The organism is Escherichia sp. E4742, assembly GCF_005843885.1.
Classification (GTDB): Bacteria; Pseudomonadota; Gammaproteobacteria; order Enterobacterales; family Enterobacteriaceae; genus Escherichia.
Window position 1 is genome coordinate 2,932,122 of sequence record NZ_CP040443.1, and the last position, 26,214, is coordinate 2,958,335.

Below are 26,214 nucleotides of genomic sequence, written 5' to 3' on the forward strand. Positions count from 1 at the left end.
CCGGAAAGGAGGATTAATACTCTTTACCCGTTACCCGACTACGATAACTGTCCCAGTTGAAGATCACCCACAGACTGTTACCCAGGCGCATACGATCCATAACACGCTCGCCCAGTAACTTCGTCATTTCCTCCACATTGCTGTTCGTCAGCATACCGGTCGGGCGTTTGGAAGAAGAGCGGCGATCGACGATCTGATTGATGATCACTTTTTCGTATTTAGATTCGGTCTGCACGCCGATCTCGTCGATCACCAGCAGATCCACGTTGCTCAGATCGTTAAGCAGTTGTTCTTCGCTGGTACCGCTATTTCTGAAGGTATCTTTCATCGCCGACATAATATCGGCCACGGTGATGATCAATACGGACTTTCCACGTAGCAGCAGTTCGTTGCAGATTGCCGCCGCCAGATGGTTTTTGCCAGTTCCAGGCTTGCCAGAAAAGATAAAGCTGGCGATGTTGCCGTCGAACTCTTCGACATACTGGCGCGCTTTGCTCAACGCATTCATCTGCCCTTCGCACTCAACACGATAGTTCTCAAAGGAGCAGTTTTGATGCAGTGGACGAATGCCAGAGCGGTTAAAGGTACGCTGCATTTTCATCGCCCGATTCTCGCGCTCAAGAGCGGCGGCGCGGAGCGCCCCTTGTTCTTTCTGCCATGCCAGAAGTTCTTCACCCGTTTTGAAGGCGGGTTTGATATGGGCTGGCATCATTTTTTGCAGACGTTGCATCAGGTCGCCAACGTTTTTCATCGTTACCCTCTGAATCCCGGTGGAATTTGGTTGTCAGGTTCACTGACTGTGTTCACATCTCGTTTCGTTAATCCGCCATTGCTGGCACGACCTATTTGCAGGCTGCGCGCCAGTTTTTGTTGCCACTGCACATGATGGAAGACTTTGCCTTCCGCCTGCCAATAAGAAATAAATGACGCCAGTTCTTCGGCGGTCACCGGCTCTTTTAGCGCTACGCCCCATAATGCCGCCTGACGGATAAAGTCGGTATCGGGTTGCCAGTCTGGGTACATGGCGAATTTACCCATGGGTACGGCAACGGGGGCGGCTTGCGGTTCCTGATAGAGTTGATCGTCCAGGGCCACGTCACTTCCCGGACGCGTCAGTTTTTCTTCCAACGCCAGCAGTTCAGTAAGACGCGCGGGCGTAACGGCATAAAACGCCGGGGCATTGTTGGCAAATACGGCAACCATGCCGCCTTCTGCTTTTGCCAGAACGGTTTGGTGATCGTGTACCAGGGCGTCAATACCAACGACGTCCGGGGTCAAAACTCTGGAAGACATACTGTTTCTCAATATGGAACGATGAACGAGAAGGGAGATTACTTTTATAGTAACACACGGATGAGGCCAGGCAGCCTCTCATCCATGTGCTTTAAGCGAGGCAATTTTATACGCGGGGGCGCTTGCGGTACAACCACAATCCAGGAACGGAAAGACCGATGGATAACGCGCCAACAATTGAAGAAGCTGTAAGAAAGTTAGTTAACAGGGTAATCATTAACGGTTCGCTGTAACCTAACTGACTGATTTTTACCGCTGAAATCATTGCAGTATACGCCGGGATGCCCGGGAACATCGGAATGACAGCCGCCACGGTAAAGACTTTCGGGTGCGCCAGATACCAGCGCGACCACTGAATACCAATGGTGCCGACCAGTAGCGAAGCCATAAACGTCGACCACTCAATATTGAGTCCGGTAGTCATTAAAATCATTCGTGAACCATGACCCATCGCGCCAAGCAGCGCACACCAGCGTAATGCCCGGATTGGCACGTTGAACACCATCGCAAAGCCGACCGCTGGGATTGCCGCGAGGATCATATCCTGCGCTAATGCTAATAGAAATTCGATTACACCCATCCGCGTAGCCCCCAAATTGTGAGTGCCATCACCACGCCAACGCAGGTTGCCAGTGTCAGCAGGCTGGCAATCGCCCAGCGTGCCAGTCCGGTATTTATATGACCTTTAAACATATCGGCTACAGCATTTATCAACGGAAAACCCGGCACCAGTAAAAGAACACTGGCCGCCATTGCCACAGTAGGCGTATGACTGAATGTCGGAAGTTGTAGAAGGAGGCCAGAAATTGTGGTGGCGGCGAAGGCAGTGATGCAAAAGTTTATTTGTGGATGGAGGTGGCGTTGTGCCAGTAGCTGGCGGATATACATGGCGATCATACTGGCGAAGAATGTAATCAACGCCCCATCCCAACCACCGTTATTCAGTTTACAGAAACAGGCGCAAGAGAGTCCCACCATCAAAGCGACCAGCCAACGCGGATAGCGCAGGGGATGTATTTGGCTAAAACGTTTCTCAACACCTTTGTAATCCAGCAGCTTATGTTCCGCCAGAATCACAATGTGTTGTACCTCAGTAACCATATGCATATTAATGCCGCGATCGTGGTTTTTGCGCGTAGATGTCAGACATTGACCATCTTTAATGGTGGTCAGCACTATGGCGTTCGAAGAGATAGAACTTTCGACGCAGTCCATCCCTAACGCCCGACCCAGTCGTGAGGAAAGCTCATCAACCAACGCACTTTCCGCACCATGTTGTAAAAGAAATAACCCGCACTGGATACATAGCCGTGTAACGGCTCGCTGTTGCTCTGTTTGCATAACTCGCCCTTTGTCATAGACGTGTTGCGTATTTTTCAAAAAATGAGAACCCTTTTGTATCACGAAGCATGGCTGTTTTGACGTTGGTTAAGATCAAAATTGCGCTGATTAATCCTGGTTACGGTGATGAGTTCGCTGAAGGGAAGCGATGCAAGTTTTGAGTGGAATAAATAATTCCATGAATATTATCATTAAAATGAATTTATCGTTTTGTTTTTACGCGTTTGAGTAATGGCCGGTGAAATCATTTTTTTGGTTTCTGGTAAGAAATACCTTTCAGTTTTTATTGGTTTTTTTCTTGATATTCTGGCCAAAGGCGTTTCATTTAACTTTTATTCGTTATTTTAAATGATATCTTAAACTGATTGATTTTGAGGGTTTTGATTAAGTATTTCTAACAACATAATTTAGATATTTTAAATGTGTCAGCGGTATTTTTCCAGGTTATTATTTGATGCTAGTCTCCTGAAACATACAAAGGATTTTTTGTGTGGCTGGGGTAAACTGATATGAAGTGAATGCTAAGGATAAATTATTCGCTCAATCTATTAATTTGTTGGAATCATTTGAAGGGTGAATATCCTGAATAAACCATCATAATTTATAGACAGTGGATATGGAGGATATATGTTGCCAGGATGCTGCAAAAATGGAATTGTTATCAGTAAAATACCCGTTATGCAGGCAGGGTTAAAAGAGGTCATGAGGACCCATCTCCCTGAATACGATATAACGAGTAGCACCTCTGCGGAGGAGCTGACTATATTACAATTACGTCGTGCTGGGTTAGTTATTGCCGATTTAGCCGGACAAACAGAAGATCCGCGTTCTGTTTGTGAACATTACTATTCATTGATCTCACAATACCGGGAAATTCATTGGGTTTTCATGGTTTCGCGAGCCTGGTACTCTCAGGCGGTGGAACTGCTTATGTGTCCAACTGCGACGTTACTGTCCGATATCGAGCCCATTGAGAATCTGGTCAAGACCGTTCGTTCTGGCAATGTCCATGCAGATCGCATCAGCGCCATGCTGACTTCGCCTGCAATGCCGGAAATCCAGGAATTTGGTTATCGCACCGTGATTCTTACCCTTTCTGAACGCAAGGTACTGCGGCTGTTAGGTAAAGGATGGGGCATCAACCAAATAGCTTCATTGCTTAAGAAAAGCAATAAAACCATCAGCGCACAAAAAAACAGTGCGATGCGGCGGCTGGCAATTCACAGTAACGCTGAGATGTATGCATGGATTAATAGCGCACAGGGGGCAAGGGAACTTAACTTGCCTTCTGTTTATGGAGATGCCGCGGAATGGAACACAACCGAATTAAGAAGAGAAATGTCGCACTCATAGAAAAGTGCGTCATGAGCAGTATCGGGATTGAGAGTTTATTCAGAAAGTTTGCGGGTAATCCTTATAAACTCTATACGTATACCAGCCAGGAGGCTTTTCAGGATGCTATGTCGCGGGTTTCATTTGCGGCGGTCATTTTTTCTTTTTCTGCCATGAGAACTGAGCGCAGGGAGGGATTATCTTGTCTGACTGAGCTGGCAATCAAATTTCCACGTACCCGGCGTTTGGTTATTGCGGATGATGATATTGAAGCGCGGTTGATTGGCTCATTATCGCCTTCTCCTTTGGATGGTGTGTTAAGTAAAGCATCAACGCTGGATGTTTTTCACCAGGAGCTGTTTCTGTCATTAAATGGCGTACGTCAGGCGACCGATCGACTGAACAACCAGTGGTATATTAATCAAAGCCGGACGCTGAGCCCGACGGAGAGGGAAATATTACGGTTTATGTCGCGTGGCTACTCAATGACGCAAATTGCTGAACAGCTTAAACGCAATATTAAAACGATCCGCGCGCATAAATTTAATGTGATGTCGAAACTGGGTGTCAGTTCTGATGCCGGATTGCTTGAGGCGGCAGATATTCTGTTATGTATGCGGATTTCAGAAACAAGTAATGTGTTGCATCCATATTAATCTACTTAATGCCGGGTTTATCCTCCCGGCAGTGTGCTTATTTCAGCGTGCAATCCCCACACTGTTGCACATCCGGTAAGCGATAACGCTGGCAACAGGTGCGGCGCACCAGCAGGCCGTCGCGCAGCACGACTGTGCGCCACAATGGATTATCTTCGCCGCTGGAGAGCGTTTTCTCAAAAAACAGAGCATGGCGGAGCGATTCAACTAACGCCTCGCCAGGCAACTGCTTCATCTCGGTCAGATACCAGTTAATCAAATAACCGGTATTACTCCAGATAAGTTTGCCGTTAATTTCACCTGTCGCTTCTAATGCCTGCACTACCGGGACAAGCGCCTGGCTGATTAACGTTTCCATTCGCTGTTGTGGAGAATGCGTTGTTGCGTTTTTATCTTCACACACATCGACCCAGAAACAGGCGGCGCGTCCGGTTTCGTGAAACTCAACGTGGAAATGTTCCGGACAGAGATCTAACGCTTTTTCCTGGGTTAACAGCGCCAGCATTAATGGCGGCACCATCAGGCCGATATACCATTGCGCCCACAGTGAGATCAGCGGTTTGTTCTCGCGGATCATCATTGGTTGATTGCGGTAGATATGATCGGAATAGACCGCCAGTAGAGAACTTAGCGTATTGGGAGAGGACCATTGCGCCAGCGTCATGGCACTAAGCGGGGCGGGTTCATCCAGACGGATAAACTCCAGCAAATGTTCACGATTTTCGGCGATCGTCGCACGTACCGCTTGTGCAAGCGTGGGATCTTGCGGCTTGAGATGCGTTCGCCAGATAACATCTTCATAGAGCGGTGCGGAACGATAGGCCATAATCGTGATAGTAATCTAAATGATAATGATTGCTAATCCTAGCGATAGGTTTACCCGATAGCAAGGGATTTCTCTGGCTTGCAAATGATAAAAATTATCATATGATATTGGTTATCATTATCAATGAAAGAGATCAAACCATGTTGCAACGTATGCTGGGCAGTGGCTGGGGAGTGTTGCTGCCAGGATTGCTGATTGCAGGGATGACGTATGCGGATTTATCGCCGGATCAGTGGCGGATTGTTATTCTGATGGGATTAGTGTTGACGCCGCTGATGCTATATCACAAACAGTTACGGCATTACGTTTTACTACCATCGTGCCTGGCGCTTATTTCTGGCGTCATGTTGATGATAATGAACGGGAATCAGGGATGATAAAACAGGGAAGGAAGTAAAGATAATTGGTGCGAGGGGGGGGACTTGAACCCCCACGTCCGTAAGGACACTAACACCTGAAGCTAGCGCGTCTACCAATTCCGCCACCTTCGCACAGTCATCTTACTTTTTTTGATATCGCCTCGTTTGGTGCGAGGGGGGGGACTTGAACCCCCACGTCCGTAAGGACACTAACACCTGAAGCTAGCGCGTCTACCAATTCCGCCACCTTCGCCCAGTGCGAGCAATATCAACGTGGTTTTTGGTGCGAGGGGGGGGACTTGAACCCCCACGTCCGAAAGGACACTAACACCTGAAGCTAGCGCGTCTACCAATTCCGCCACCTTCGCATACCATCAATTCTTAAAAAGAATTGCTACCACGGAGGCGCATTCTAGTGGTTTTCAGCTTTTCGTCAATAGTTAATTATCGCCTGATGTGTAATTGCTGGAAAAATGGCCATCAGTGGATTGTGGATAATTCGTTTGTCGGTCGGATAAGGCGTTCACGCCGCATCCAGCACGGCATGCGGGTACAGATGCCAGATGCGACGCTGACGCGTCTTATCTGGCCTACGAAGGGCTAACGTGCAGGTTTTGTAGGTCGAATAAGGCGTTTACGCCGCATCCAACACGGCATGCGGGTACAGATGCCAGATGCGACGCTGACGCGTCTTATCTGGCCTACGGGTAATACAGGTCTTGTAGGTCAGATAAGGCGTTCACGCCGCATCCAGCACGGCATGCGGGTACAGATGCCAGATGCGACGCTGACGCGTCTTATCTGGCCTACGGGTAACGTACAGGTTTTGTAGGTCGGATAAGGCGTTCACGCCGCATCCAACACGGTATGCGGGTGCAGATGCCAGATGCGACGCTGACGCGTCTTATCTGGCCTACGGGTAACGTACAGGTTTTGTAGGTTGGATAAGGCGTTCACGCCGCATCCAACACGGCATGCGGCGACAGGTGCCAGATACTTAACCTTTCTTCGCCTGGCGGGTCATAATGGCGCGATACACCTTGAAGCGTCCGGTTTGCGCGATAACTTCATGGAAGCCAAATGTCTCATCCAGCACATCCGGATAAGGCAGGAAGGCGTTCGCTACAATTCGCAGCTCGCCGCCGCTGTTAAGATGACGCACCGCGCCGCGAATCAGCGTTTGCGCCGCATCCAGGCTGGTTTGCATCCCATCGTGGAACGGCGGGTTGGAGATGATCATATCAAAACGACCTTTCACCTCGGAAAAGACGTTGCTGGCAAAGACTTCACCTTCAACACCATTGGCCGCAAGTGTTGCACGGCTGGCTTCTACCGCCGGGGCAGAGACATCGCACAGAGTGAGACGAATCTTCGGCGAGTGGCGCGCAAACGCAACTGAAAGCACACCTGCACCGCAGCCGACATCCAGCACTTTACCTTTCGTGTGCGGGGTTAACGTCGAGAGCAGCAACTGGCTGCCGACATCCAGACCGTCGCGGCTAAACACGCCCGGCAGCGTTTTGACCGTCAGGCCATCCACGTTATATTCGCCCCAGAATTTATCCGCATCAAACACCGGCTGCTTTTCCAGACGACCAAAATAGAGGCCGCAGCGACGGGCGCTGTCTACCTTATTCAACGGCGCATAATCGGCCAGCATCTGCTCGGCGCTGCGTACGCCGCTGCGGTTTTCACCAACGACAAAAATATCCGTCCCCAGCGGCAGCAGAGAAAGTAAATTCATCAACTGGAACTGGGCTTCTGGTTTATTCTTCGGCCAGTAGTAAATCAGCGTATCGCAATCTGCGACGTCATCCGCCGTGGCGACCAGACTAAAACGGGCGTTATCCCCCATCTGGCGGCTTAACACCTGCCAGTGGTGGAATTGCTGGGTATGAGCACGGCTGGCCGCGGTATCTAAACGCGCGGGCAGGTCATCCTGTAAGTCACCGGCAAACAGAATACGGCTTTGTTCGAAATCATCACTGTGGCGCAGCAAGACTTCACTTGCCGGGGTAAATGCAGACATGGAATGCTCCTCAATTGATACTGGCGGCGATTATAGCCATATGTTGGCGCGGTATCGACGAATTTGCTATATTTGCGCTCCTGACAACAGGAGCGATTCGCTATGACATCCCGACGAGACTGGCAGTTACAGCAGCTGGGCATTACCCAGTGGTCGCTGCGTCGCCCTGGCGCGTTGCAGGGGGAGATTGCCATTGCGATCCCGGCACACGTCCGTCTGGTGATGGTGGCAAACGATCTTCCCGCCCTGACCGATCCACTGGTGAGCGATGTTCTGCGTGCATTAACCGTCAGCCCCGATCAAGTGCTGCAACTGACGCCAGATAGGATCGCGATGCTGCCGCAAGGCAGTCGCTGCAACAGCTGGCGGTTGGGTACTGACGAACCGCTATCACTGGAAGGCGCTCAGGTGGCATCACCGGCGCTCACCGAATTACGGGCAAACCCAACGGCACGCGCCGCGTTATGGCAACAAATTTGCACATATGAACACGATTTCTTCCCTCGAAACGACTGATTTACCAGCGGCTTTCCACATTGAACAACGCGCCCACGCCTTTCCGTGGAGTGAAAAAACGTTTGCCAGCAATCAGGGCGAGCGTTATCTCAACTTTCAGTTAACGCAAAACGGCAAAATGGCGGCGTTTGCGATTACGCAAGTGGTGCTGGATGAAGCTACATTGTTCAATATTGCGGTCGATCCCGACTATCAGCGTCAGGGACTGGGAAGGGCGCTGCTGGAACATCTGATCGACGAACTGGAAAAACGCGGCGTGGCGACGCTATGGCTGGAAGTCCGCGCCTCTAACGCCGCCGCCATTGCCCTGTACGAAAGTTTAGGCTTTAACGAGGCGACGATTCGCCGCAATTACTACCCCACCACGGACGGTCGCGAAGACGCCATCATCATGGCGTTGCCAATCAGTATGTAAGACAAGGTGGAATAATGAAGTGGGACTGGATTTTCTTTGATGCCGATGAAACGCTGTTTACTTTTGACTCGTTCACCGGCCTGCAGCGGATGTTTCTTGATTACAGCGTCACCTTTACCGCTGAAGATTTTCAGGACTATCAGGCCGTTAACAAGCCACTGTGGGTGGATTATCAAAACGGCGCGATCACTTCATTACAGCTTCAGCACGGGCGTTTTGAGAGCTGGGCCGAACGGCTGAACGTCGAGCCGGGTAAACTCAACGATGCCTTTATTAATGCGATGGCGGAAATCTGTACACCGCTGCCGGGCGCAGTTTCTTTACTTAACGCCATTCGCGGCAATGCCAAAATCGGCATCATCACCAACGGTTTTAGCGCCTTGCAGCAAGTGCGTCTGGAACGCACGGGCCTGCGTGATTACTTCGATTTGCTGGTGATTTCCGAAGAAGTTGGTGTTGCCAAACCGAATAAGAAAATTTTCGATTATGCGCTGGAACAGGCGGGCAATCCTGACCGTTCACGCGTGCTGATGGTTGGCGACACTGCCGAGTCCGATATTCTCGGTGGCATCAACGCCGGGCTTGCGACCTGCTGGCTGAATGCACACAATCGCGAGCAACCAGAAGGTATCGCGCCCACCTGGACCGTCTCTTCGTTGCACGAACTGGAGCAGCTCCTGTGTAAACACTGATTGCCTCCCCCCCGTTGATGGGTAAAATAGCCGCAATTTTTCGTTTTCAACAAGCGCGGCGCGATGCCGCTTACTCAAGAAGAAAGAATTATGACGTTGTCTCCTTATTTGCAAGAGGTGGCGAAGCGCCGCACTTTTGCCATTATTTCTCACCCGGACGCCGGTAAAACCACCATCACCGAGAAGGTGCTGCTGTTCGGACAGGCTATTCAGACCGCCGGTACAGTAAAAGGCCGTGGTTCCAACCAGCACGCTAAGTCGGACTGGATGGAGATGGAAAAGCAGCGTGGGATCTCCATTACCACATCTGTGATGCAGTTCCCTTATAAGGACTGCCTGGTTAACCTGCTCGACACCCCGGGGCACGAAGACTTCTCGGAAGATACTTATCGTACCCTGACGGCGGTGGACTGCTGCCTGATGGTTATCGACGCCGCAAAAGGTGTTGAAGATCGTACCCGCAAGCTGATGGAAGTTACCCGTCTGCGCGACACGCCGATCCTCACCTTCATGAACAAACTTGACCGTGATATCCGCGACCCGATGGAACTGCTCGATGAAGTTGAGAACGAGCTGAAAATCGGCTGTGCGCCGATCACCTGGCCGATTGGCTGCGGCAAGCTGTTTAAAGGTGTTTACCATCTTTATAAAGATGAAACCTATCTCTATCAGAGCGGTAAAGGTCACACCATTCAGGAAGTCCGCATTGTTAAAGGGCTGAATAACCCGGATCTCGATGCTGCTGTCGGTGAAGATCTGGCACAGCAGCTGCGTGACGAACTGGAACTGGTGAAAGGCGCGTCTAACGAGTTCGACAAAGAGCTGTTCCTTGCAGGCGAAATTACCCCGGTATTCTTCGGTACTGCGCTGGGTAACTTCGGCGTCGATCATATGCTGGATGGCCTGGTGGAGTGGGCGCCTGCGCCGATGCCGCGTCAGACCGATACCCGTACCGTAGAAGCGAGCGAAGATAAATTTACCGGCTTCGTATTTAAAATTCAGGCCAACATGGACCCGAAACACCGTGACCGCGTGGCGTTTATGCGTGTGGTGTCCGGTAAATATGAAAAAGGCATGAAGCTGCGCCAGGTGCGCACTGCGAAAGATGTGGTGATCTCCGACGCGCTGACCTTTATGGCGGGCGACCGTTCGCACGTTGAAGAAGCGTATCCGGGCGACATCCTTGGTCTGCACAACCACGGCACTATTCAGATCGGCGACACCTTTACCCAGGGTGAGATGATGAAGTTCACCGGTATTCCGAACTTCGCACCAGAACTGTTCCGTCGCATCCGCCTGAAAGATCCGCTGAAGCAAAAACAGCTGCTCAAAGGGCTGGTACAGCTTTCCGAAGAGGGCGCGGTACAGGTGTTCCGTCCGATCTCCAACAACGATCTGATCGTTGGTGCGGTTGGTGTGCTGCAGTTTGATGTGGTGGTATCGCGCCTGAAGAGCGAATACAACGTCGAAGCGGTGTATGAGTCAGTCAACGTCGCCACCGCCCGCTGGGTAGAATGCGCGGACGCGAAGAAATTCGAAGAGTTCAAGCGTAAGAACGAAAGCCAACTGGCGCTGGATGGCGGCGACAATCTCGCTTACATCGCCACCAGCATGGTCAACCTGCGCCTGGCGCAGGAGCGTTACCCGGACGTTCAGTTCCACCAGACCCGCGAGCATTAATTCTTGCCTCCAGGGCGCGGTAACCGCCGCGCCCTGTCAATTTCCCTTCCTTATTAGCCGCTTGCGGAATGTTCTTAAAACATTCGCTTTTGCTTATGTTTGCGCGTTTTTTAGTCGATACGGCGAGCGGTTTCAAAATTGTGATCTATATTTAACAAAGTGATGACATTTGTGACGGCTTTAAATACCGATCAATACGTAGATATCAGTATTTAAAACCGTTAACTGTCATCCGATTGATATTAATAACTGATTCAGAGGCTGTAATGGTCGTTATTCATCACTCATCGCTTTTGTGATGGCGACCATTGACTTCTGTACAGGGTGAAGTCTCTCCCTTTCAGCAATGCAACCTCGTGTTGCCAGGCTCAAATTACGAGCAAACATACAGGAATAAATCGATGACTATGACAAGACTGAAGATTTCGAAAACTCTGCTGGCTGTAATGTTGACCTCTGCCGTCGCGACCGGCTCTGCCTACGCGGAAAACAACGCGCAGACTACCAATGAAAGCGCAGGGCAAAAAGTCGATAGCTCTATGAATAAAGTCGGTAATTTCATGGATGACAGCGCCATCACCGCGAAAGTGAAGGCGGCCCTGGTGGATCATGACAACATCAAGAGCACTGATATCTCTGTCAAAACCGATCAAAAAGTTGTGACCCTGAGCGGTTTCGTTGAAAGCCAGGCCCAGGCTGAAGAGGCTGTGAAAGTGGCGAAAGGCGTTGAAGGCGTGACCTCTGTCAGCGACAAACTGCACGTTCGTGACGCTAAAGAAGGCTCTGTGAAGGGCTATGCGGGTGACACCGCCACCACCAGTGAAATCAAAGCCAAACTGCTGGCGGATGACATTGTCCCTTCCCGTCATGTGAAAGTTGAAACCACCGACGGCGTGGTTCAGCTCTCCGGTACCGTCGATTCCCAGGCACAAAGCGACCGTGCTGAAAGTATCGCCAAAGCGGTAGATGGTGTGAAAAGCGTTAAAAATGATCTGAAAACTAAGTAATTCGTCGTAATTCGTTCTCCCGAACTTTGTCGGGAGGCGCGATGTGCACCACACTAAAAATATCGCATTGAGTGATTTTCACGCTCATATCAAGCGGTGACATTAACTATGGTAAAGGAGACGCTTATGTTTCGTTGGGGCATCATATTTCTGGTTATCGCGTTAATCGCCGCCGCACTTGGGTTTGGTGGTCTGGCCGGTACCGCTGCAGGCGCAGCTAAAATTGTCTTTGTCGTCGGGATTATTCTGTTCCTGGTGAGTTTGTTTATGGGCCGAAAACGACCCTAGATTTCAGACGATTAAGAAAATTTTATACAAAGCCAGTCCAGCGGACTGGCTTTTGCGGTTTTAGCGAATAATAAATTGCGTTACTTTGTCATTCTTTCACAACAAAAACAGGAAGGCAGAGGTGGGGCAGCGAATACCTGTAACGCTTGGTAATATTGCGCCGTTGTCGCTAAGGCCGTTCCAGCCTGGACGAATTGCGCTGGTGTGCGAAGGCGGCGGGCAGCGTGGAATTTTCACGGCTGGCGTGCTGGATGAGTTTATGCGCGCGCAGTTTAATCCTTTCGATCTTTATCTCGGCACATCTGCCGGGGCGCAGAACCTTTCGGCATATATCTGCAATCAGCCCGGTTACGCGCGCAAAGTCATCATGCGCTATACCACAAAACGCGAATTTTTCGATCCAGTGCGCTTTGTCCGTGGAGGAAATCTTATCGATCTCGACTGGCTGGTGGAGGCCACCGCAAGCCAGATGCCATTGCAAATGGACACCGCCGCGCGGCTGTTTGAGAGCGGTAAATCGTTTTATATGTGTGCCTGTCGTCAGGATGACTACGCGCCGAACTACTTTTTACCGACCAAACAAAACTGGCTGGATGTGATTCGCGCTTCCAGTGCGATACCTGGTTTTTATCGTAGCGGAGTGTCGCTGGAAGGCATTAACTACCTGGATGGTGGGATCAGTGATGCGATTCCGGTTAAAGAGGCGGCAAGGCAGGGAGCAAAAACGTTGGTCGTCATCCGCACCGTGCCGTCACAAATGTACTACACGCCGCAGTGGTTCAAACGCATGGAACGCTGGCTGGGTGACAGTAGCCTGCAGCCGCTGGTCAATCTGGTGCAGCATCATGAAACCAGCTATCGTGACATTCAGCAATTTATTGAGAAACCACCGGGGAAGCTGCGGATATTCGAAATTTATCCGCCGAAGCCATTACATAGTATCGCGCTTGGCAGTCGGATTCCGGCGCTGCGTGAAGACTATAAACTTGGGCGTTTATGCGGTCGTTATTTCCTCGCCACGGTTGGCAAGCTATTAACTGAAAAAGCGCCGCTTACCCGCCATTTGGTGCCAGTGGTGACGCCGGAATCGATAGTCATTCCGCCTGCGCCAGTCGCCAACGATACGCTGGTTGCCGAAGTGAGCGACGCTCCGCAGGCGAACGACCCGACATTTAACAATGAGGATCTGGCTTGATTTGCCGTTTTATCGATACCCACTGCCATTTTGATTTTCCGCCGTTTTGTGGCGATGAAGAGTCCAGCCTGCAACGCGCGGCACAAGCGGGTGTAGGCAAGATCATTGTTCCGGCAACCGAGGCGGCAAATTTTACCCGTGTGTTGGCATTAGCGGAAAATTATCAACCGCTGTATGCCGCATTGGGCTTGCATCCTGGTAGGTTGGAAAAACATAACGATGCATCGCTGGAGCGGTTACAGCAGGCGCTGGAAAGGCGTCCGGCGAAGGTGGTGGCGGTGGGGGAGGTAGGCCTGGATCTCTTTGGCGACGATCCGCAATTTGAGAGGCAGCAGTGGTTGCTCGACGAACAACTGAAACTGGCGAAACGCTACGATCTGCCGGTGATCCTGCATTCACGGCGCACGCACGACAAACTGGCGATGCATCTTAAGCGTCACGATTTGCCGTGCACTGGCGTGGTTCACGGTTTTTCCGGCAGCTTGCAGCAGGCCGAACGGTTTGTACAGCTGGGCTACAAAATTGGCGTAGGCGGTACTATCACCTATCCACGCGCCAGTAAAACCCGCGATGTCATCGCAAAATTACCGCTGGCATCGTTGTTGCTGGAAACCGACGCGCCGGATATGCCGCTCAACGGTTTTCAGGGGCAGCCTAACCGCCCGGAGCAGGCTGCCCGTGTGTTTGCCGTGCTTTGCGAGTTACGCCCGGAACCCGCGGATGAGATTGCCGAAGTGTTGCTTAATAACACGTATACGTTGTTTAACGTATGTGGGTAGTTTGTCTTTCGTGCCGGATAAGGCGTTCACGCCGCATCCGGCAGTTGGTGCACAATGCCTGATGCGACGCTTGACGCGTCTTATCATGCCTACAGGCCTGTGCTACCGGCCTGTCACAAATACAGGGCCGGAAATATTAACCGGCTCACCCCGCGCACCTTTAACGCATCAGCCAACGGCTCAACGTCTTCCGGTGTGGCGCTCGGCCAGCTTTGCGCCTCGCCATACACGCCGTGGGCATGAAACGCGTTCAGGCGTACCGGAACATCGCCAAGTCCCTTGATAAACGCCGCCAGCTCATCGATGTGTTGCAAATAATCCACTTGGCCTGGGATTACTAGCAAACGCAGTTCCGCCAGCTTGCCGCGATCGGCAAGCAGACCAATGCTGCGCTTAATCTGCTGATTATCGCGTCCGGTTAGCTGTTGATGGCACGCGCTCCCCCACGCTTTGAGATCGAGCATTGCGCCGTCGCACACCGGAAGCAATTTTCCCCAGCCGGTTTCACTCAACATGCCATTACTGTCCACCAGACAGGTGAGGTGGCGCAGTTGCGGATCGTTTTTGATGGCAGTAAACAGCGCCACCACAAACGGCAGCTGGGTCGTGGCTTCACCGCCGCTCACCGTTATCCCTTCGATAAACAGCACCGCTTTGCGGATATGGCTAAGCACCTCGTCCACGCTCATGGATTGCGCCATTGGCGTGGCATGTTGCGGGCACATCTTCAGACAGGTATCACATTGCTCGCAAACCACAGCGTTCCACACCACTTTGCCGTCAACAATCTGCAACGCCTGATGCGGACACTGTGGTACACACTCCCCGCAATCATTGCAGCGCCCCATCGTCCACGGATTGTGACAGTTTTTGCAGCGCAGATTGCAGCCCTGCAAAAACAGAGCCAGACGACTGCCTGGCCCGTCAACGCAGGAGAAGGGGATAATCTTACTGACTAAAGCGCATCTGCTGTTCATGGCTTATCACGCGCGGTTGGCGTTCCAGAATACGAGTGTTACGTGCAGCTTCTTCGCCCAGCCAGGTGGTGTTGGTACGTGAACCTTCAGCGCGATATTTTTCCAGATCCGACAAACGCACCATATAACCGGTAACGCGAACCAGATCGTTACCGCTGACGTTGGCGGTAAATTCACGCATTCCGGCTTTAAAGGCACCGAGGCAAAGCTGTACCAGCGCCTGCGGATTACGTTTGATGGTTTCGTCGAGCGTCAGAATGTCGCTGATGCCGGAATAATAATAAGCATGATGCGGGGCGACAGTTTGCAGATGGGTGATTGGATCGGGTTCATCGCCATACGGCAAGCGCGCCCCCGGCGTGGTGCCGATATCGGAACTGATCCCCGACTGTGCGTGTAACATGGCGCGTTTTTGCCAGCCATATTTCACGGGAGTATTGGCGACAAACTCCGCCAGTTGCGCGCTGATGCGATAACCCACTTCATTTGCGGCAGCTTCTTTACCGTAGCGCGCGGCAATCCCTTCTTTCTCGCACAGCAAGTTAACCGCTTCCGCCAGCCCGTACATGCCAAACATCGGCACAAAACGTTCAGGATCAATCAACCCTTCTTTTACCAGGAAGCTATTCTCAAAGAAGTGTGATTGTTGATAGAGGAATTCACACCGCGCATCGATGATGGCGATCTGCTGCTGGCAGTAGTGCGGTAGAGTGCGCGTAAAGAAGTCTTCCAGCGATTCACTGCGCTCGGCAATGGCTTTCAGGTTAAGGCGCACCAGCGTGCTGCCACCACCCGCCAGCGGCAGTGAGTTGTAGCAGCTCACAATCCCGTAGCCCCCTTTTGTGAAAATTTTATCATGCACCGGACCGTTGGCGATGTGCGGTTTGCTACATTCACAGATATTCTTCGCCACTTCCAGCAGCAGGTCATCAGGGGTGATTTCAGGATCGTAGATAAAGGTCAGGTTCGGTGAAACCTGCTTCAGCTCTACATCTGCACGCAAAATTGCACGGGTGATGGGGGAATCAGATGGGCCGATATTGGCATGCATAAAAGCGTCTGGCAGGGTTCTGTCGAGATAACGCCAGAAACGTTTTATTCGAATATCGATTTCGTCTTGTGTTAGAATTCTAACATACGGTTGCAACAACGCATCCAGTTGCCCCAGGTATACCGGCATCGATGTGACTGACGGGACATGGTGATAAAGAATGGTCAGCAGGGAGAGCGCATCATCAAGATCTTTCGCGCCTTCCAGCTCCAGCCATTCAGAACCGTTCGCCAGAAAACGGGCGTAATCGGGTAAGACATAGCGCGGTTTGTACGGAGCATGACCTTCAAACATATCGCAGATTACGCCTTCATCCAGCGCGCGGCGGGCTTCGGCAGGCAGCGCCGGGTAAGGCAGATTGTTTTCTGCTTCCAGCGCCAGAAAATGACGCTTCTGCTCGGGGCTAAGTACCGGACTGGTGACAATTTGCTGGCAACGTTGTTGCAGTGCAATTTCATGAGAAGTGGGCATCTTCTTTTCCTTTTATGCCGAAGGTGATGCGCCATTGTAAGAAGTTTCGTGATGTTCACTTTGATCCTGATGCGTTTGTCACCATCGGTGCATTCATTTGAAAGTGAATTATTTGAACCAGATCGCATTACCGTAATGCAAATTTGTAAGTAGATTTTCTTAATTGTGATGTATATCGAAGTGTGTTGCGGAGTCGATGTTAGAATACTAACAAACTCGCAAGGTGAATTTTATTGGCGACAAGCCAGGAGAATGAAATGACTGATTTGAAAGCAAGCAGCCTGCGTGCACTGAAATTGATGGACCTGACCACCCTGAATGACGACGACACCGACGAGAAAGTGATCGCCCTGTGTCATCAGGCCAAAACTCCGGTCGGCAATACCGCCGCTATCTGTATCTATCCTCGCTTTATCCCGATTGCTCGCAAGACGCTGAAAGAGCAGGGCACCCCGGAAATCCGTATTGCTACGGTAACTAACTTCCCACACGGTAACGATGACATTGAAATCGCGCTGGCAGAAACCCGTGCGGCAATCGCCTACGGTGCCGATGAAGTTGACGTGGTATTCCCGTACCGCGCGCTGATGGCGGGTAACGAGCAAGTTGGTTTTGACCTGGTGAAAGCCTGTAAAGAGGCTTGTGCAGCGGCGAACGTGTTGCTGAAAGTGATCATCGAAACCGGTGAACTGAAAGACGAAGCCCTGATCCGTAAAGCGTCTGAAATCTCCATCAAAGCGGGTGCCGACTTCATCAAAACCTCTACTGGTAAAGTCGCGGTGAATGCGACGCCAGAAAGCGCACGCATCATGATGGAAGTGATCCGCGACATGGGCGTAGAGAAAACCGTTGGTTTCAAACCGGCGGGCGGCGTGCGTACTGCGGAAGATGCGCAGAAATATCTCGCCATCGCAGATGAACTGTTCGGTGCTGACTGGGCAGATGCGCGTCACTATCGCTTTGGCGCTTCCAGCCTGCTGGCAAGCCTGCTGAAAGCTCTGGGCCACGGCGACGGTAAAAGCGCCAGCAGCTACTAAGCTGCCTTGTGCCAGAGGGTGGATGCCGGATGCTACGGGTCGAGTGCCCCTGTAGGCCTGATAAGACGCGTCAGCGTCGCATCAGGCGGTCAGCAGTGATGCCGGATGCGGCGCGAACGCCTTATCCGGCCTACGGGGCGAGTGCCGTGTAGGCATGATAAGAAGCGGTCAGCATCAGGTAATAACAACATCCACCATCTGGCAACAACGCCTTCAAACTTATTCCACGGGAGGTTACCTTGTTTCTCGCACAAGAAATTATTCGTAAAAAACGTGATGGTCATGCGCTGAGTGATGAAGAAATTCGTTTCTTTATCAACGGCATTCGCGACAACACTATCTCCGAAGGGCAGATTGCCGCCCTCGCGATGACCATTTTCTTCCACGATATGACAATGCCGGAGCGTGTCTCGCTGACCATGGCGATGCGAGATTCAGGAACCGTTCTCGACTGGAAAAGCCTGCATCTGAATGGCCCGATTGTTGATAAACATTCCACCGGTGGCGTCGGCGATGTCACTTCGCTGATGTTAGGGCCAATGGTCGCAGCCTGCGGCGGTTACATTCCGATGATCTCCGGTCGCGGCCTCGGTCATACTGGCGGCACGCTCGACAAACTGGAATCCATCCCTGGCTTCGACATCTTCCCGGATGACAACCGTTTCCGCGAAATCATTAAAGACGTCGGTGTGGCGATTATCGGTCAGACCAGCTCACTGGCTCCGGCGGATAAACGTTTCTACGCGACCCGCGATATTACCGCAACCGTGGATTCCATCCCGCTGATCACTGCTTCTATTCTGGCGAAGAAACTGGCGGAAGGTCTGGACGCGCTGGTGATGGACGTGAAAGTGGGTAGCGGCGCGTTTATGCCGACCTACGAACTCTCTGAAGCCCTTGCCGAAGCGATTGTTGGCGTGGCTAACGGCGCTGGCGTGCGCACCACCGCGCTGCTCACCGATATGAATCAGGTGCTGGCCTCCAGTGCAGGTAATGCGGTTGAAGTACGTGAAGCGGTGCAGTTCCTGACGGGTGAATACCGTAACCCGCGTCTGTTTGATGTCACGATGGCGCTGTGCGTGGAGATGCTTATCTCCGGCAAACTGGCCAAAGATGACGCCGAAGCGCGCGCGAAATTGCAGGCGGTGCTGGACAACGGTAAAGCCGCAGAAGTCTTCGGTCGTATGGTAGCGGCACAAAAAGGCCCGACCGACTTCGTTGAGAACTACGCGAAGTATCTGCCGACAGCGATGCTGACGAAAGCAGTCTATGCTGATACCGAAGGTTTTGTCAGTGAAATGGATACCCGTGCGCTGGGGATGGCAGTGGTTGCAATGGGCGGCGGTCGCCGTCAGGCATCTGACACTATCGATTACAGCGTCGGCTTTACTGATATGGCGCGTCTGGGCGACCAGGTAGACGGTCAGCGTCCGCTGGCGGTTATCCACGCGAAAGACGAAAACAGCTGGCAGGAAGCGGCGAAAGCGGTGAAAGCGGCAATTAAACTTGCCGATAAAGCACCGGAAAGCACACCAACTGTCTATCGTCGTATCAGTGAATAATTGTATACTGATCTGATCATTTAAATTTGAAGCACTGAGTACGGAGAACATATGAAACGTGCATTTATTATGGTGCTGGACTCATTCGGCATCGGCGCTACAGAAGATGCAGAACGTTTTGGTGACGTCGGGGCTGACACCCTGGGTCATATCGCAGAAGCTTGTGCTAAAGGCGAAGCTGACCACGGTCGTAAAGGGCCACTGAATCTGCCAAATCTGACCCGTCTGGGGCTGGCGAAAGCACACGAAGGTTCTACCGGTTTCATTCCGGCAGGAATGGACGGCAACGCTGAAGTTATCGGCGCGTACGCATGGGCGCACGAAATGTCATCCGGTAAAGATACCCCGTCTGGTCACTGGGAAATCGCCGGTGTACCAGTTCTGTTTGAGTGGGGATACTTCTCCGATCACGAAAACAGCTTCCCGCAAGAACTGCTGGATAAACTGGTCGAACGCGCTAATCTGCCGGGCTACCTTGGTAACTGCCACTCTTCCGGTACGGTCATCCTGGATCAGCTGGGCGAAGAGCACATGAAAACCGGCAAGCCGATTTTCTATACCTCCGCTGACTCCGTGTTCCAGATTGCCTGCCATGAAGAAACCTTTGGCCTGGATAAACTCTACGAACTGTGCGAAATCGCCCGTGAAGAGCTGACCAACGGCGGCTACAACATCGGTCGCGTTATCGCCCGTCCGTTTATCGGCGACAAAGCCGGTAACTTCCAGCGTACCGGCAACCGTCACGACCTGGCTGTTGAACCGCCAGCACCGACCGTGCTGCAAAAACTGGTTGAAGAAAAACACGGCCAGGTGGTTTCTGTCGGTAAAATTGCGGACATCTACGCTAACTGCGGTATCACTAAAAAAGTGAAAGCGACCGGTCTGGACGCGCTGTTTGACGCCACCATTAAAGAGATGAAGGAAGCGGGTGATAACACTATCGTCTTTACCAACTTCGTTGACTTCGACTCCTCCTGGGGGCACCGTCGCGACGTTGCAGGCTATGCTGCGGGTCTGGAACTGTTCGACCGCCGTCTGCCGGAACTGATGTCACTGCTGCGCGATGACGATATTCTGATCCTCACCGCTGACCACGGTTGTGACCCGACCTGGACCGGTACTGACCACACCCGTGAACACATTCCTGTACTGGTGTATGGCCCGAAAGTGAAACCGGGTTCGCTGGGGCACCGTGAAACCTTCGCGGATATTGGTCAGACTCTGGCAAAATATTTTGGTACTTCTGATATGGAATATGGCAAAGCCATGTTCTGATGGATTTGGGCGGGGCAGCGGCTCCGCCCTTGATATTGTCACAAAAAGGATAAAACAATGGCTACCCCACACATTAATGCAGAAATGGGCGATTTCGCTGACGTAGTTTTGATGCCAGGCGACCCGCTGCGCGCGAAGTATATTGCTGAAACTTTCCTTGAAGATGCCCGTGAAGTGAACAACGTTCGCGGTATGCTGGGCTTCACCGGTACTTACAAAGGCCGCAAAATTTCTGTAATGGGTCACGGTATGGGTATCCCGTCCTGTTCCATCTACACCAAAGAACTGATCACCGATTTCGGCGTGAAGAAAATTATCCGCGTAGGTTCCTGTGGCGCTGTTCTGCCGCACGTAAAACTGCGTGACGTCGTTATCGGTATGGGTGCCTGCACCGATTCCAAAGTTAACCGCATCCGTTTTAAAGATCATGACTTCGCGGCTATCGCTGACTTTGACATGGTGCGTAACGCGGTAGACGCGGCTAAAGCACTGGGCGTTGATGCGCGCGTGGGTAACCTGTTCTCCGCTGACCTGTTCTACTCTCCGGACGGCGAAATGTTCGACGTGATGGAAAAATACGGCATCCTCGGCGTGGAAATGGAAGCGGCTGGTATCTACGGCGTAGCTGCAGAGTTTGGTGCGAAAGCACTGGCTATCTGCACCGTGTCTGACCACATCCGCACTCACGAGCAGACCACTTCTGAAGAGCGTCAGACCACCTTCAACGACATGATCAAAATCGCACTGGAATCCGTTCTGCTGGGCGATAAAGAGTAATTGTGTTTCGCTGAAAGGCGATTGTCGTGTTAAGCCGGAGTGGGAGACTGCTCCGGCTTTTTAGTATCTATTCATCAATAGCAACTGATTTATAGATTTACTATTATTTTTCATATGGATAGAAAATAAAATCCATTCAAGTATCTATTCACGAATCTATTCATTTATGTTCAGCCGTCATCCAGGAAGGGTATATCAGCAACTCTGGTGGACAACCATAAATTCCTGCCATTTTGCTTTTGATGTTTGAACTAAGCCGTTCCGTCTTTTCGAGCCGTTTTAGAGAATTAATCGAGATACCTAACATTTTACTTACTTCAGCAAGCGATAATTTATGCCTGATACGCACGGCGGCTAGCCAGGATATACCCTGGCTGAACATTAAATTGATAATCTCCCGTTCCTGGTTCTCCAGATCGATCATATTTCCTTCCCTGGATATTTTAATGAGCGAGTTACCGCACCGCCCCCGCTATCCACGCCGACAACTCCCGTAGCTCTTTTTCCTGTTCCGGGAAGTCGAGCAGCAGCGCCTCGCACTCCTGTTGCAGCATATCCGCGCGGTAAAGACAGCCTTGCAACCGTCCGGCGAGAGCTTCCAGCGGTGCGGGGTTGAGGCTGTCAGTAAACACCTGGGCGCGGGTGATATGGCCTTTTTCAACGTCGAAATGCAGTTCTACGCCGCCCCAGGTAAAGCGTTCATCCAGCAGATGCGAGAACGCCGGAGCCTGACCGAAGTTCCATTCCCAGCTACTCTGGCGGGCAAAGGTTTCAACGAAGTTCGGCAAGTCTGGCGTTTTGTCCGGGGAGATGATTTCCGCTTCTACGCGCTCGCCATAATGAGCGAAAAAGGCCTCGGTTATGGCCTTGCAAATTTGCTCATGGGTGATCCCCGGCAGCAGCTCGGTGAGGTTGGTCACGCGTGAACGTACCGAGGTAATGCCTTTCGCCGCCAGTTTCTTTTTATCCGGATTGAGATAGTTTGCCAGGCGGCTGAGGTCGGCATTGAGCAGCAAGGTGCCATGGTGGAAACCGCGATCCTTGGTTTCGCGATAGGCCGAGCCTGAGACTTTGCGGTCGCCTTCGGCGGTTTTCACCACCAGATCGTTGCGCCCGGAAGCTTCTGCGGTGACGCCGAGTGCGTTCAGCGCATTAAGCACAATCGACGTGGAGATGGTTTTATCGTACTCCGGCTTGCCAGCCATAAACGTAAAACAGGTATTGCCGAGATCGTGGAACACCGCGCCACCGCCGCTGCTGCGCCGTGCAAGGCGGACGTTATCTTCTTCCATTCGCCGGGTATTACACTCTTTCCACGGGTTTTGCGCGCGACCAATCACTACCGTGTCGGCATTGCGCCAGAGAAACAGAACGCGCTGCGTGGCGGGCATCTGGCGAAAAATACACTCTTCCACCGCCAGGTTAAACCACGGATCGTAAGAGTCAGAAATGAGCAGGCGTAATGTGGACATAACGATTTCCTTTCTTGTAGTAATGGGTCACTCTTTTTTCTCGCTTTCTTCCTCTTCCGGTACCGGTTTGCTGGCGGTTAACAGGAAGGGTGATTGCTGCCAGCGGGTACGTTTACCCTGCAACAGTGTGCGAGTTAGCACCACACCGATTGCCAGCGAGAGCAGCAGCATCAGGCGTAGAATATTGGTGGTGTTATCCACCTGTTTGGCTTCGGTGGCGAGCGTATGGGTATCGAGCGTGAGGCGCAGATAGCCGAGCGGTCCATTTTTCCCCTTAATCGGTTCGACAATCTGCTGGTTAAAATAGCCACCTGCTTTTTTACCGTCGAGCGCCAGTCGGTCGCGCACCTCGACGCTTTCGCCTGCGCGGGCGATAAGATCGCCTTGTTCGTCATACACACCCGCGTCGAGGATACGACTTTCGTCCGTCAACTGGTCGAGGATCGCCCGAATGCGTTTTTCATCAGGTGAGTTGGTACGCATCAGCGGCGCAACGTTCAGGGTTACCTGATGCGCCAGGGTACGGGCCAGTTCTTCCAGCTGTGGATTACGCTGTCGCTGGTGGTTTTGACTAAACCATGATGCTCCCTGCATTAGTGCGACTAACAACGCGAGACAGAACAGGACAATCACTGCCCGATGCAGCCGGAATTTTAGTTTTGTGCGAGCCATATTCCACCCGTTGAAAATTTGAGACTTAATGTTGCCAGAAGCAATGGATACAAGGTAGCCTCATGCGTTATTTTCCCTGCTTCGAACGATTTTACAGGAGCCTTAATGCCTAACATTACCTGGTGCGACCTGCCTGAAGATGTCTCTTTATGGCCGGGTCTGCCTCTTTCATTAAGTGGTGATGAAGTGATGCCACTGGATTACCACGCAGGTCGTAGCGGCTGGCTGCTGTATGGTCGTGGGCTGGATAAACAACGTCTGACCCAGTACCAAAGCAAACTGGGCGCGGCAATGGTGATTGTTGCTGCCTGGTGCGTGGAAGATTATCAGGTGATTCGTCTGGCAGGTTCACTCACCGCCCGGGCTACGCGCCTGGCCCACGAAGCGCAGCTGGATGTCGCGCCGCTGGGGAAAATCCCGCACCTGCGCACGCCGGGTTTGCTGGTGATGGACATGGACTCCACCGCCATCCAGATTGAATGTATTGATGAAATTGCCAAACTGGCCGGAACGGGCGAGATGGTGGCGGAAGTGACCGAACGGGCAATGCGCGGGGAGCTTGATTTCACTGCCAGCCTGCGTAGCCGTGTGGCGACGCTGAAAGGCGCTGACGCGAACATTCTGCAACAGGTGCGTGAAAATCTGCCGCTGATGCCAGGCTTAACGCAACTGGTTCTGAAGCTGGAAACGCTGGGCTGGAAAGTGGCGATTGCCTCCGGCGGCTTTACCTTCTTTGCTGAATACCTGCGCGACAAGCTGCGATTAACCGCCGTGGTAGCCAATGAACTGGAGATCATGGACGGTAAATTTACCGGCAATGTGATCGGCGACATTGTAGATGCGCAGTACAAAGCGAAAACTCTAACCCGGCTGGCACAGGAGTATGATATCCCACTGGCGCAAACCGTGGCGATTGGCGATGGTGCCAACGACCTGCCGATGATCAAAGCGGCAGGGCTGGGGATTGCCTACCATGCCAAGCCAAAAGTGAATGAAAAGACGGAAGTCACCATCCGTCACGCTGACCTGATGGGGGTATTCTGCATCCTCTCTGGCAGCCTGAATCAGAAGTAATTGCCCGCCCGTCATCCTGCGGGTGGCACAGCATTAACGAGGTACACCGTGGCAAAAGCTCCAAAACGCGCCTTTGTTTGTAATGAATGCGGGGCCGATTATCCGCGCTGGCAGGGGCAGTGCAGCGCCTGTCATGCCTGGAACACCATCACCGAGGTGCGTCTTGCTGCGTCGCCAACGGTGGCGCGTAACGAGCGTCTGAGTGGCTATGCCGGTAGCGCCGGAGTGGCTAAAGTCCAGAAACTCTCCGATATCAGCCTTGAAGAGCTGCCGCGTTTTTCAACTGGATTTAAAGAGTTCGACCGCGTATTAGGCGGCGGGGTGGTGCCGGGAAGCGCCATTCTGATTGGCGGTAATCCAGGTGCCGGGAAATCCACATTGCTATTGCAAACGCTGTGCAAACTGGCCCAGCAGATGAAAACGCTGTATGTCACCGGCGAAGAGTCGCTGCAACAGGTGGCAATGCGTGCTCATCGCCTTGGCCTGCCGACCGACAATCTCAATATGCTGTCAGAAACCAGCATCGAACAGATCTGCCTGATTGCCGAAGAAGAGCAACCGAAGCTGATGGTGATTGACTCGATCCAGGTGATGCATATGGCGGATGTTCAGTCATCGCCTGGCAGCGTGGCGCAGGTGCGTGAAACAGCGGCTTATCTGACGCGCTTCGCCAAAACTCGCGGTGTGGCGATTGTCATGGTCGGGCACGTAACCAAAGATGGCTCGCTGGCTGGCCCTAAAGTGCTGGAACACTGTATCGACTGTTCGGTGCTTTTGGATGGCGATGCCGACTCCCGTTTTCGCACCTTACGCAGCCATAAAAACCGCTTCGGTGCGGTGAATGAGCTGGGCGTATTCGCGATGACCGAACAGGGGTTGCGTGAAGTTAGCAACCCTTCTGCCATCTTTTTAAGCCGCGGCGATGAAGTGACCTCCGGCAGCTCAGTGATGGTGGTATGGGAAGGAACGCGTCCGTTGCTGGTGGAGATCCAGGCGCTGGTCGATCACTCGATGATGGCGAATCCACGCCGCGTGGCAGTAGGGCTGGAACAAAACCGTCTGGCAATCCTGCTGGCTGTCTTGCACCGTCACGGTGGTCTGCAAATGGCCGATCAGGATGTATTTGTGAACGTAGTCGGCGGCGTGAAGGTAACCGAAACCAGCGCCGACTTAGCGTTACTGCTGGCGATGGTTTCCAGTCTGCGTGACAGGCCGCTACCGCAGGATCTGGTGGTGTTTGGTGAAGTCGGGCTGGCAGGGGAGATCCGCCCGGTGCCCAGCGGCCAGGAACGAATCTCAGAAGCGGCGAAACACGGTTTTCGGCGGGCAATTGTTCCGGCGGCTAACGTACCGAAAAAAGCGCCGGAAGGGATGCAGATTTTTGGCGTTAAAAAACTCTCCGACGCGCTTAGCGTGTTCGACGACTTATAATGAGAGA

28 protein-coding genes and 3 tRNA genes are annotated in these 26,214 nt (G+C 52.2%); 17 read left to right on the forward strand and 14 right to left on the reverse strand.

The annotated features are described in order from the left end of the window. Positions 1 to 13 precede the first annotated feature (13 nt). From dnaC to FEM44_RS14315, 4 genes are all read right to left on the reverse strand, one after another. The gene (gene dnaC / locus FEM44_RS14300) at positions 14 to 751 is read right to left on the reverse strand and encodes a DNA replication protein DnaC (protein WP_135404045.1); all 738 of its coding nucleotides are present in this window, start codon (positions 749 to 751) and stop codon (positions 14 to 16) included. 2 nt (positions 752 to 753) lie between these two features. Further along, entirely contained in the window at positions 754 to 1,293 is a 540-nt protein-coding gene (dnaT, locus tag FEM44_RS14305; RefSeq protein WP_135523722.1) for a primosomal protein DnaT, read from the reverse strand. A 106-nt stretch (positions 1,294 to 1,399) separates the two neighbouring features. Next, positions 1,400 to 1,873: a threonine/serine exporter gene (locus FEM44_RS14310; protein ID WP_130204757.1), complete on the reverse strand. Its 474-nt coding sequence runs from the start codon at positions 1,871 to 1,873 to the stop codon at positions 1,400 to 1,402. Next, positions 1,864 to 2,634, reverse strand: a complete 771-nt coding sequence (locus FEM44_RS14315) for a threonine/serine ThrE exporter family protein (protein WP_130216549.1) — start codon at positions 2,632 to 2,634, stop codon at positions 1,864 to 1,866. Before FEM44_RS14315 ends, FEM44_RS14310 begins: the two co-directional genes overlap by 10 nt. 627 nt (positions 2,635 to 3,261) lie before the next feature. On the opposite strand from FEM44_RS14315, the gene FEM44_RS14320 reads away from it, so the two are divergent. Together FEM44_RS14320 and bglJ are read left to right on the forward strand one after the other, a co-directional pair. Then, positions 3,262 to 3,987: a helix-turn-helix domain-containing protein gene (locus FEM44_RS14320; RefSeq protein ID WP_130216547.1), complete on the forward strand. Its 726-nt coding sequence runs from the start codon at positions 3,262 to 3,264 to the stop codon at positions 3,985 to 3,987. Further along, entirely contained in the window at positions 3,945 to 4,622 is a 678-nt protein-coding gene (gene bglJ / locus FEM44_RS14325; protein WP_130204762.1) for a DNA-binding transcriptional activator BglJ, read from the forward strand. Before FEM44_RS14320 ends, bglJ begins: the two co-directional genes overlap by 43 nt. 37 nt (positions 4,623 to 4,659) lie before the next feature. Here the strand turns inward: bglJ and fhuF are convergent, their stop codons facing one another. Next, positions 4,660 to 5,448, reverse strand: coding sequence for a siderophore-iron reductase FhuF (gene fhuF / locus FEM44_RS14330; protein ID WP_135523723.1), 789 nt, complete (start codon positions 5,446 to 5,448; stop codon positions 4,660 to 4,662). Between the two features lie 140 nt (positions 5,449 to 5,588). Between fhuF and FEM44_RS14335 the strand changes: the two genes are divergently transcribed. After that, a complete protein-coding gene (locus tag FEM44_RS14335; protein ID WP_135523724.1) occupies positions 5,589 to 5,825 on the forward strand; it encodes a DUF1435 domain-containing protein in 237 nt (78 codons plus the stop codon). A 27-nt stretch (positions 5,826 to 5,852) separates the two neighbouring features. Here the strand turns inward: FEM44_RS14335 and FEM44_RS14340 are convergent. From FEM44_RS14340 to rsmC, 4 genes are all read right to left on the reverse strand, one after another. Then, positions 5,853 to 5,939: transfer RNA gene (locus tag FEM44_RS14340), tRNA-Leu, on the reverse strand. Between the two features lie 34 nt (positions 5,940 to 5,973). Continuing rightward, a tRNA-Leu gene (locus tag FEM44_RS14345) sits at positions 5,974 to 6,060 on the reverse strand. Between the two features lie 28 nt (positions 6,061 to 6,088). Further along, positions 6,089 to 6,175 (reverse strand) — tRNA-Leu (locus FEM44_RS14350). Between the two features lie 629 nt (positions 6,176 to 6,804). Continuing rightward, entirely contained in the window at positions 6,805 to 7,836 is a 1,032-nt protein-coding gene (gene rsmC / locus FEM44_RS14355; protein WP_135523725.1) for a 16S rRNA (guanine(1207)-N(2))-methyltransferase RsmC, read from the reverse strand. 102 nt (positions 7,837 to 7,938) lie between these two features. Between rsmC and holD the strand changes: the two genes are divergently transcribed. The 8 genes from holD (at position 7,939) to FEM44_RS14395 (ending at position 14,408) form a co-directional block, all read left to right on the forward strand. Next, complete coding sequence (holD, locus tag FEM44_RS14360) at positions 7,939 to 8,352, forward strand: DNA polymerase III subunit psi (protein WP_130204768.1); 414 nt, start codon at positions 7,939 to 7,941, stop codon at positions 8,350 to 8,352. Next, positions 8,321 to 8,767: a ribosomal protein S18-alanine N-acetyltransferase gene (gene rimI / locus FEM44_RS14365; RefSeq protein WP_001092450.1), complete on the forward strand. Its 447-nt coding sequence runs from the start codon at positions 8,321 to 8,323 to the stop codon at positions 8,765 to 8,767. The genes holD and rimI overlap by 32 nt, the downstream gene beginning before the upstream one ends. 14 nt (positions 8,768 to 8,781) lie before the next feature. Next, a complete protein-coding gene (yjjG, locus tag FEM44_RS14370) occupies positions 8,782 to 9,459 on the forward strand; it encodes a pyrimidine 5'-nucleotidase (RefSeq protein WP_000870705.1) in 678 nt (225 codons plus the stop codon). Positions 9,460 to 9,549: 90 nt separating this feature from the next. After that, complete coding sequence (prfC, locus tag FEM44_RS14375; RefSeq protein WP_130204770.1) at positions 9,550 to 11,139, forward strand: peptide chain release factor 3; 1,590 nt, start codon at positions 9,550 to 9,552, stop codon at positions 11,137 to 11,139. Positions 11,140 to 11,540: 401 nt separating this feature from the next. Beyond that, on the forward strand, positions 11,541 to 12,146 hold the full coding sequence (osmY, locus tag FEM44_RS14380) for a molecular chaperone OsmY (RefSeq protein WP_001295748.1): 606 nt from the start codon (positions 11,541 to 11,543) through the stop codon (positions 12,144 to 12,146). A 126-nt stretch (positions 12,147 to 12,272) separates the two neighbouring features. Continuing rightward, positions 12,273 to 12,434: a DUF1328 domain-containing protein gene (locus tag FEM44_RS14385; RefSeq protein WP_000490275.1), complete on the forward strand. Its 162-nt coding sequence runs from the start codon at positions 12,273 to 12,275 to the stop codon at positions 12,432 to 12,434. Positions 12,435 to 12,555: 121 nt separating this feature from the next. Beyond that, complete coding sequence (locus tag FEM44_RS14390; RefSeq protein ID WP_130221689.1) at positions 12,556 to 13,629, forward strand: patatin-like phospholipase family protein; 1,074 nt, start codon at positions 12,556 to 12,558, stop codon at positions 13,627 to 13,629. After that, positions 13,626 to 14,408 (forward strand): metal-dependent hydrolase, encoded by a 783-nt coding sequence (locus tag FEM44_RS14395; protein WP_135523726.1) that lies wholly within the window; start codon positions 13,626 to 13,628, stop codon positions 14,406 to 14,408. Before FEM44_RS14390 ends, FEM44_RS14395 begins: the two co-directional genes overlap by 4 nt. Positions 14,409 to 14,521: 113 nt before the next feature. On the opposite strand, the gene FEM44_RS14400 is transcribed toward FEM44_RS14395, so the two are convergent. Continuing rightward, positions 14,522 to 15,385, reverse strand: a complete 864-nt coding sequence (locus FEM44_RS14400; RefSeq protein WP_135523727.1) for a YjjW family glycine radical enzyme activase — start codon at positions 15,383 to 15,385, stop codon at positions 14,522 to 14,524. Continuing rightward, positions 15,357 to 16,907: a YjjI family glycine radical enzyme gene (locus FEM44_RS14405; protein WP_135523728.1), complete on the reverse strand. Its 1,551-nt coding sequence runs from the start codon at positions 16,905 to 16,907 to the stop codon at positions 15,357 to 15,359. The genes FEM44_RS14400 and FEM44_RS14405 overlap by 29 nt, the downstream gene beginning before the upstream one ends. Positions 16,908 to 17,164: 257 nt before the next feature. Here FEM44_RS14405 and deoC point away from each other — a divergent pair, with 257 nt between their 5' ends. From deoC to deoD, 4 genes are all read left to right on the forward strand, one after another. Beyond that, positions 17,165 to 17,944, forward strand: a complete 780-nt coding sequence (gene deoC, locus FEM44_RS14410) for a deoxyribose-phosphate aldolase (protein WP_001295412.1) — start codon at positions 17,165 to 17,167, stop codon at positions 17,942 to 17,944. Positions 17,945 to 18,183: 239 nt separating this feature from the next. Further along, entirely contained in the window at positions 18,184 to 19,506 is a 1,323-nt protein-coding gene (gene deoA, locus FEM44_RS14415) for a thymidine phosphorylase (protein ID WP_000477811.1), read from the forward strand. 51 nt (positions 19,507 to 19,557) lie between these two features. Further along, entirely contained in the window at positions 19,558 to 20,781 is a 1,224-nt protein-coding gene (deoB, locus tag FEM44_RS14420; RefSeq protein ID WP_135523729.1) for a phosphopentomutase, read from the forward strand. Positions 20,782 to 20,838: 57 nt separating this feature from the next. Further along, complete coding sequence (deoD, locus tag FEM44_RS14425; RefSeq protein WP_135523730.1) at positions 20,839 to 21,558, forward strand: purine-nucleoside phosphorylase; 720 nt, start codon at positions 20,839 to 20,841, stop codon at positions 21,556 to 21,558. 160 nt (positions 21,559 to 21,718) lie between these two features. Here deoD and FEM44_RS14430 read toward each other — a convergent pair whose 3' ends face one another. The 3 genes from FEM44_RS14430 to FEM44_RS14440 are packed head-to-tail and all read right to left on the reverse strand — an operon-like array spanning position 21,719 to position 23,702. Further along, complete coding sequence (locus FEM44_RS14430) at positions 21,719 to 21,982, reverse strand: helix-turn-helix domain-containing protein (RefSeq protein WP_130221685.1); 264 nt, start codon at positions 21,980 to 21,982, stop codon at positions 21,719 to 21,721. Positions 21,983 to 22,013: 31 nt separating this feature from the next. Then, a complete protein-coding gene (gene lplA, locus FEM44_RS14435) occupies positions 22,014 to 23,030 on the reverse strand; it encodes a lipoate--protein ligase LplA (protein WP_135523731.1) in 1,017 nt (338 codons plus the stop codon). Positions 23,031 to 23,057: 27 nt separating this feature from the next. Further along, positions 23,058 to 23,702: a YtjB family periplasmic protein gene (locus FEM44_RS14440; RefSeq protein WP_130204786.1), complete on the reverse strand. Its 645-nt coding sequence runs from the start codon at positions 23,700 to 23,702 to the stop codon at positions 23,058 to 23,060. A gap of 105 nt (positions 23,703 to 23,807) precedes the next feature. Between FEM44_RS14440 and serB the strand changes: the two genes are divergently transcribed. Together serB and radA are read left to right on the forward strand one after the other, a co-directional pair. Beyond that, on the forward strand, positions 23,808 to 24,776 hold the full coding sequence (gene serB / locus FEM44_RS14445) for a phosphoserine phosphatase (protein ID WP_130204788.1): 969 nt from the start codon (positions 23,808 to 23,810) through the stop codon (positions 24,774 to 24,776). Between the two features lie 48 nt (positions 24,777 to 24,824). Next, the gene (radA, locus tag FEM44_RS14450; RefSeq protein WP_001029698.1) at positions 24,825 to 26,207 is read left to right on the forward strand and encodes a DNA repair protein RadA; all 1,383 of its coding nucleotides are present in this window, start codon (positions 24,825 to 24,827) and stop codon (positions 26,205 to 26,207) included. Positions 26,208 to 26,214 lie beyond the last annotated feature (7 nt).

Bases quoted from the DNA above. Each gene is read 5' to 3' on its own strand.
- FEM44_RS14385 (WP_000490275.1), top strand. From the start codon at position 12,273: ATGTTTCGTTGGGGCATCATATTTCTGGTTATCGCGTTAATCGCCGCC.
- deoD (WP_135523730.1), top strand. From the start codon at position 20,839: ATGGCTACCCCACACATTAATGCAGAAATGGGCGATTTCGCTGACGTA.
- fhuF (WP_135523723.1), bottom strand. From the start codon at position 5,448: ATGGCCTATCGTTCCGCACCGCTCTATGAAGATGTTATCTGGCGAACG.
- FEM44_RS14335 (WP_135523724.1), top strand. From the start codon at position 5,589: ATGTTGCAACGTATGCTGGGCAGTGGCTGGGGAGTGTTGCTGCCAGGA.
- rimI (WP_001092450.1), top strand. From the start codon at position 8,321: ATGAACACGATTTCTTCCCTCGAAACGACTGATTTACCAGCGGCTTTC.
- deoC (WP_001295412.1), top strand. From the start codon at position 17,165: ATGACTGATTTGAAAGCAAGCAGCCTGCGTGCACTGAAATTGATGGAC.
- FEM44_RS14405 (WP_135523728.1), bottom strand. From the start codon at position 16,907: ATGCCCACTTCTCATGAAATTGCACTGCAACAACGTTGCCAGCAAATT.
- prfC (WP_130204770.1), top strand. From the start codon at position 9,550: ATGACGTTGTCTCCTTATTTGCAAGAGGTGGCGAAGCGCCGCACTTTT.
- yjjG (WP_000870705.1), top strand. From the start codon at position 8,782: ATGAAGTGGGACTGGATTTTCTTTGATGCCGATGAAACGCTGTTTACT.
- FEM44_RS14400 (WP_135523727.1), bottom strand. From the start codon at position 15,385: ATGAACAGCAGATGCGCTTTAGTCAGTAAGATTATCCCCTTCTCCTGC.
- FEM44_RS14315 (WP_130216549.1), bottom strand. From the start codon at position 2,634: ATGCAAACAGAGCAACAGCGAGCCGTTACACGGCTATGTATCCAGTGC.
- bglJ (WP_130204762.1), top strand. From the start codon at position 3,945: ATGGAACACAACCGAATTAAGAAGAGAAATGTCGCACTCATAGAAAAG.
- FEM44_RS14310 (WP_130204757.1), bottom strand. From the start codon at position 1,873: ATGGGTGTAATCGAATTTCTATTAGCATTAGCGCAGGATATGATCCTC.
- FEM44_RS14440 (WP_130204786.1), bottom strand. From the start codon at position 23,702: ATGGCTCGCACAAAACTAAAATTCCGGCTGCATCGGGCAGTGATTGTC.
- dnaC (WP_135404045.1), bottom strand. From the start codon at position 751: ATGAAAAACGTTGGCGACCTGATGCAACGTCTGCAAAAAATGATGCCA.
- FEM44_RS14430 (WP_130221685.1), bottom strand. From the start codon at position 21,982: ATGATCGATCTGGAGAACCAGGAACGGGAGATTATCAATTTAATGTTC.
- serB (WP_130204788.1), top strand. From the start codon at position 23,808: ATGCCTAACATTACCTGGTGCGACCTGCCTGAAGATGTCTCTTTATGG.
- deoB (WP_135523729.1), top strand. From the start codon at position 19,558: ATGAAACGTGCATTTATTATGGTGCTGGACTCATTCGGCATCGGCGCT.
- dnaT (WP_135523722.1), bottom strand. From the start codon at position 1,293: ATGTCTTCCAGAGTTTTGACCCCGGACGTCGTTGGTATTGACGCCCTG.
- FEM44_RS14320 (WP_130216547.1), top strand. From the start codon at position 3,262: ATGTTGCCAGGATGCTGCAAAAATGGAATTGTTATCAGTAAAATACCC.
- holD (WP_130204768.1), top strand. From the start codon at position 7,939: ATGACATCCCGACGAGACTGGCAGTTACAGCAGCTGGGCATTACCCAG.
- lplA (WP_135523731.1), bottom strand. From the start codon at position 23,030: ATGTCCACATTACGCCTGCTCATTTCTGACTCTTACGATCCGTGGTTT.
- osmY (WP_001295748.1), top strand. From the start codon at position 11,541: ATGACTATGACAAGACTGAAGATTTCGAAAACTCTGCTGGCTGTAATG.
- rsmC (WP_135523725.1), bottom strand. From the start codon at position 7,836: ATGTCTGCATTTACCCCGGCAAGTGAAGTCTTGCTGCGCCACAGTGAT.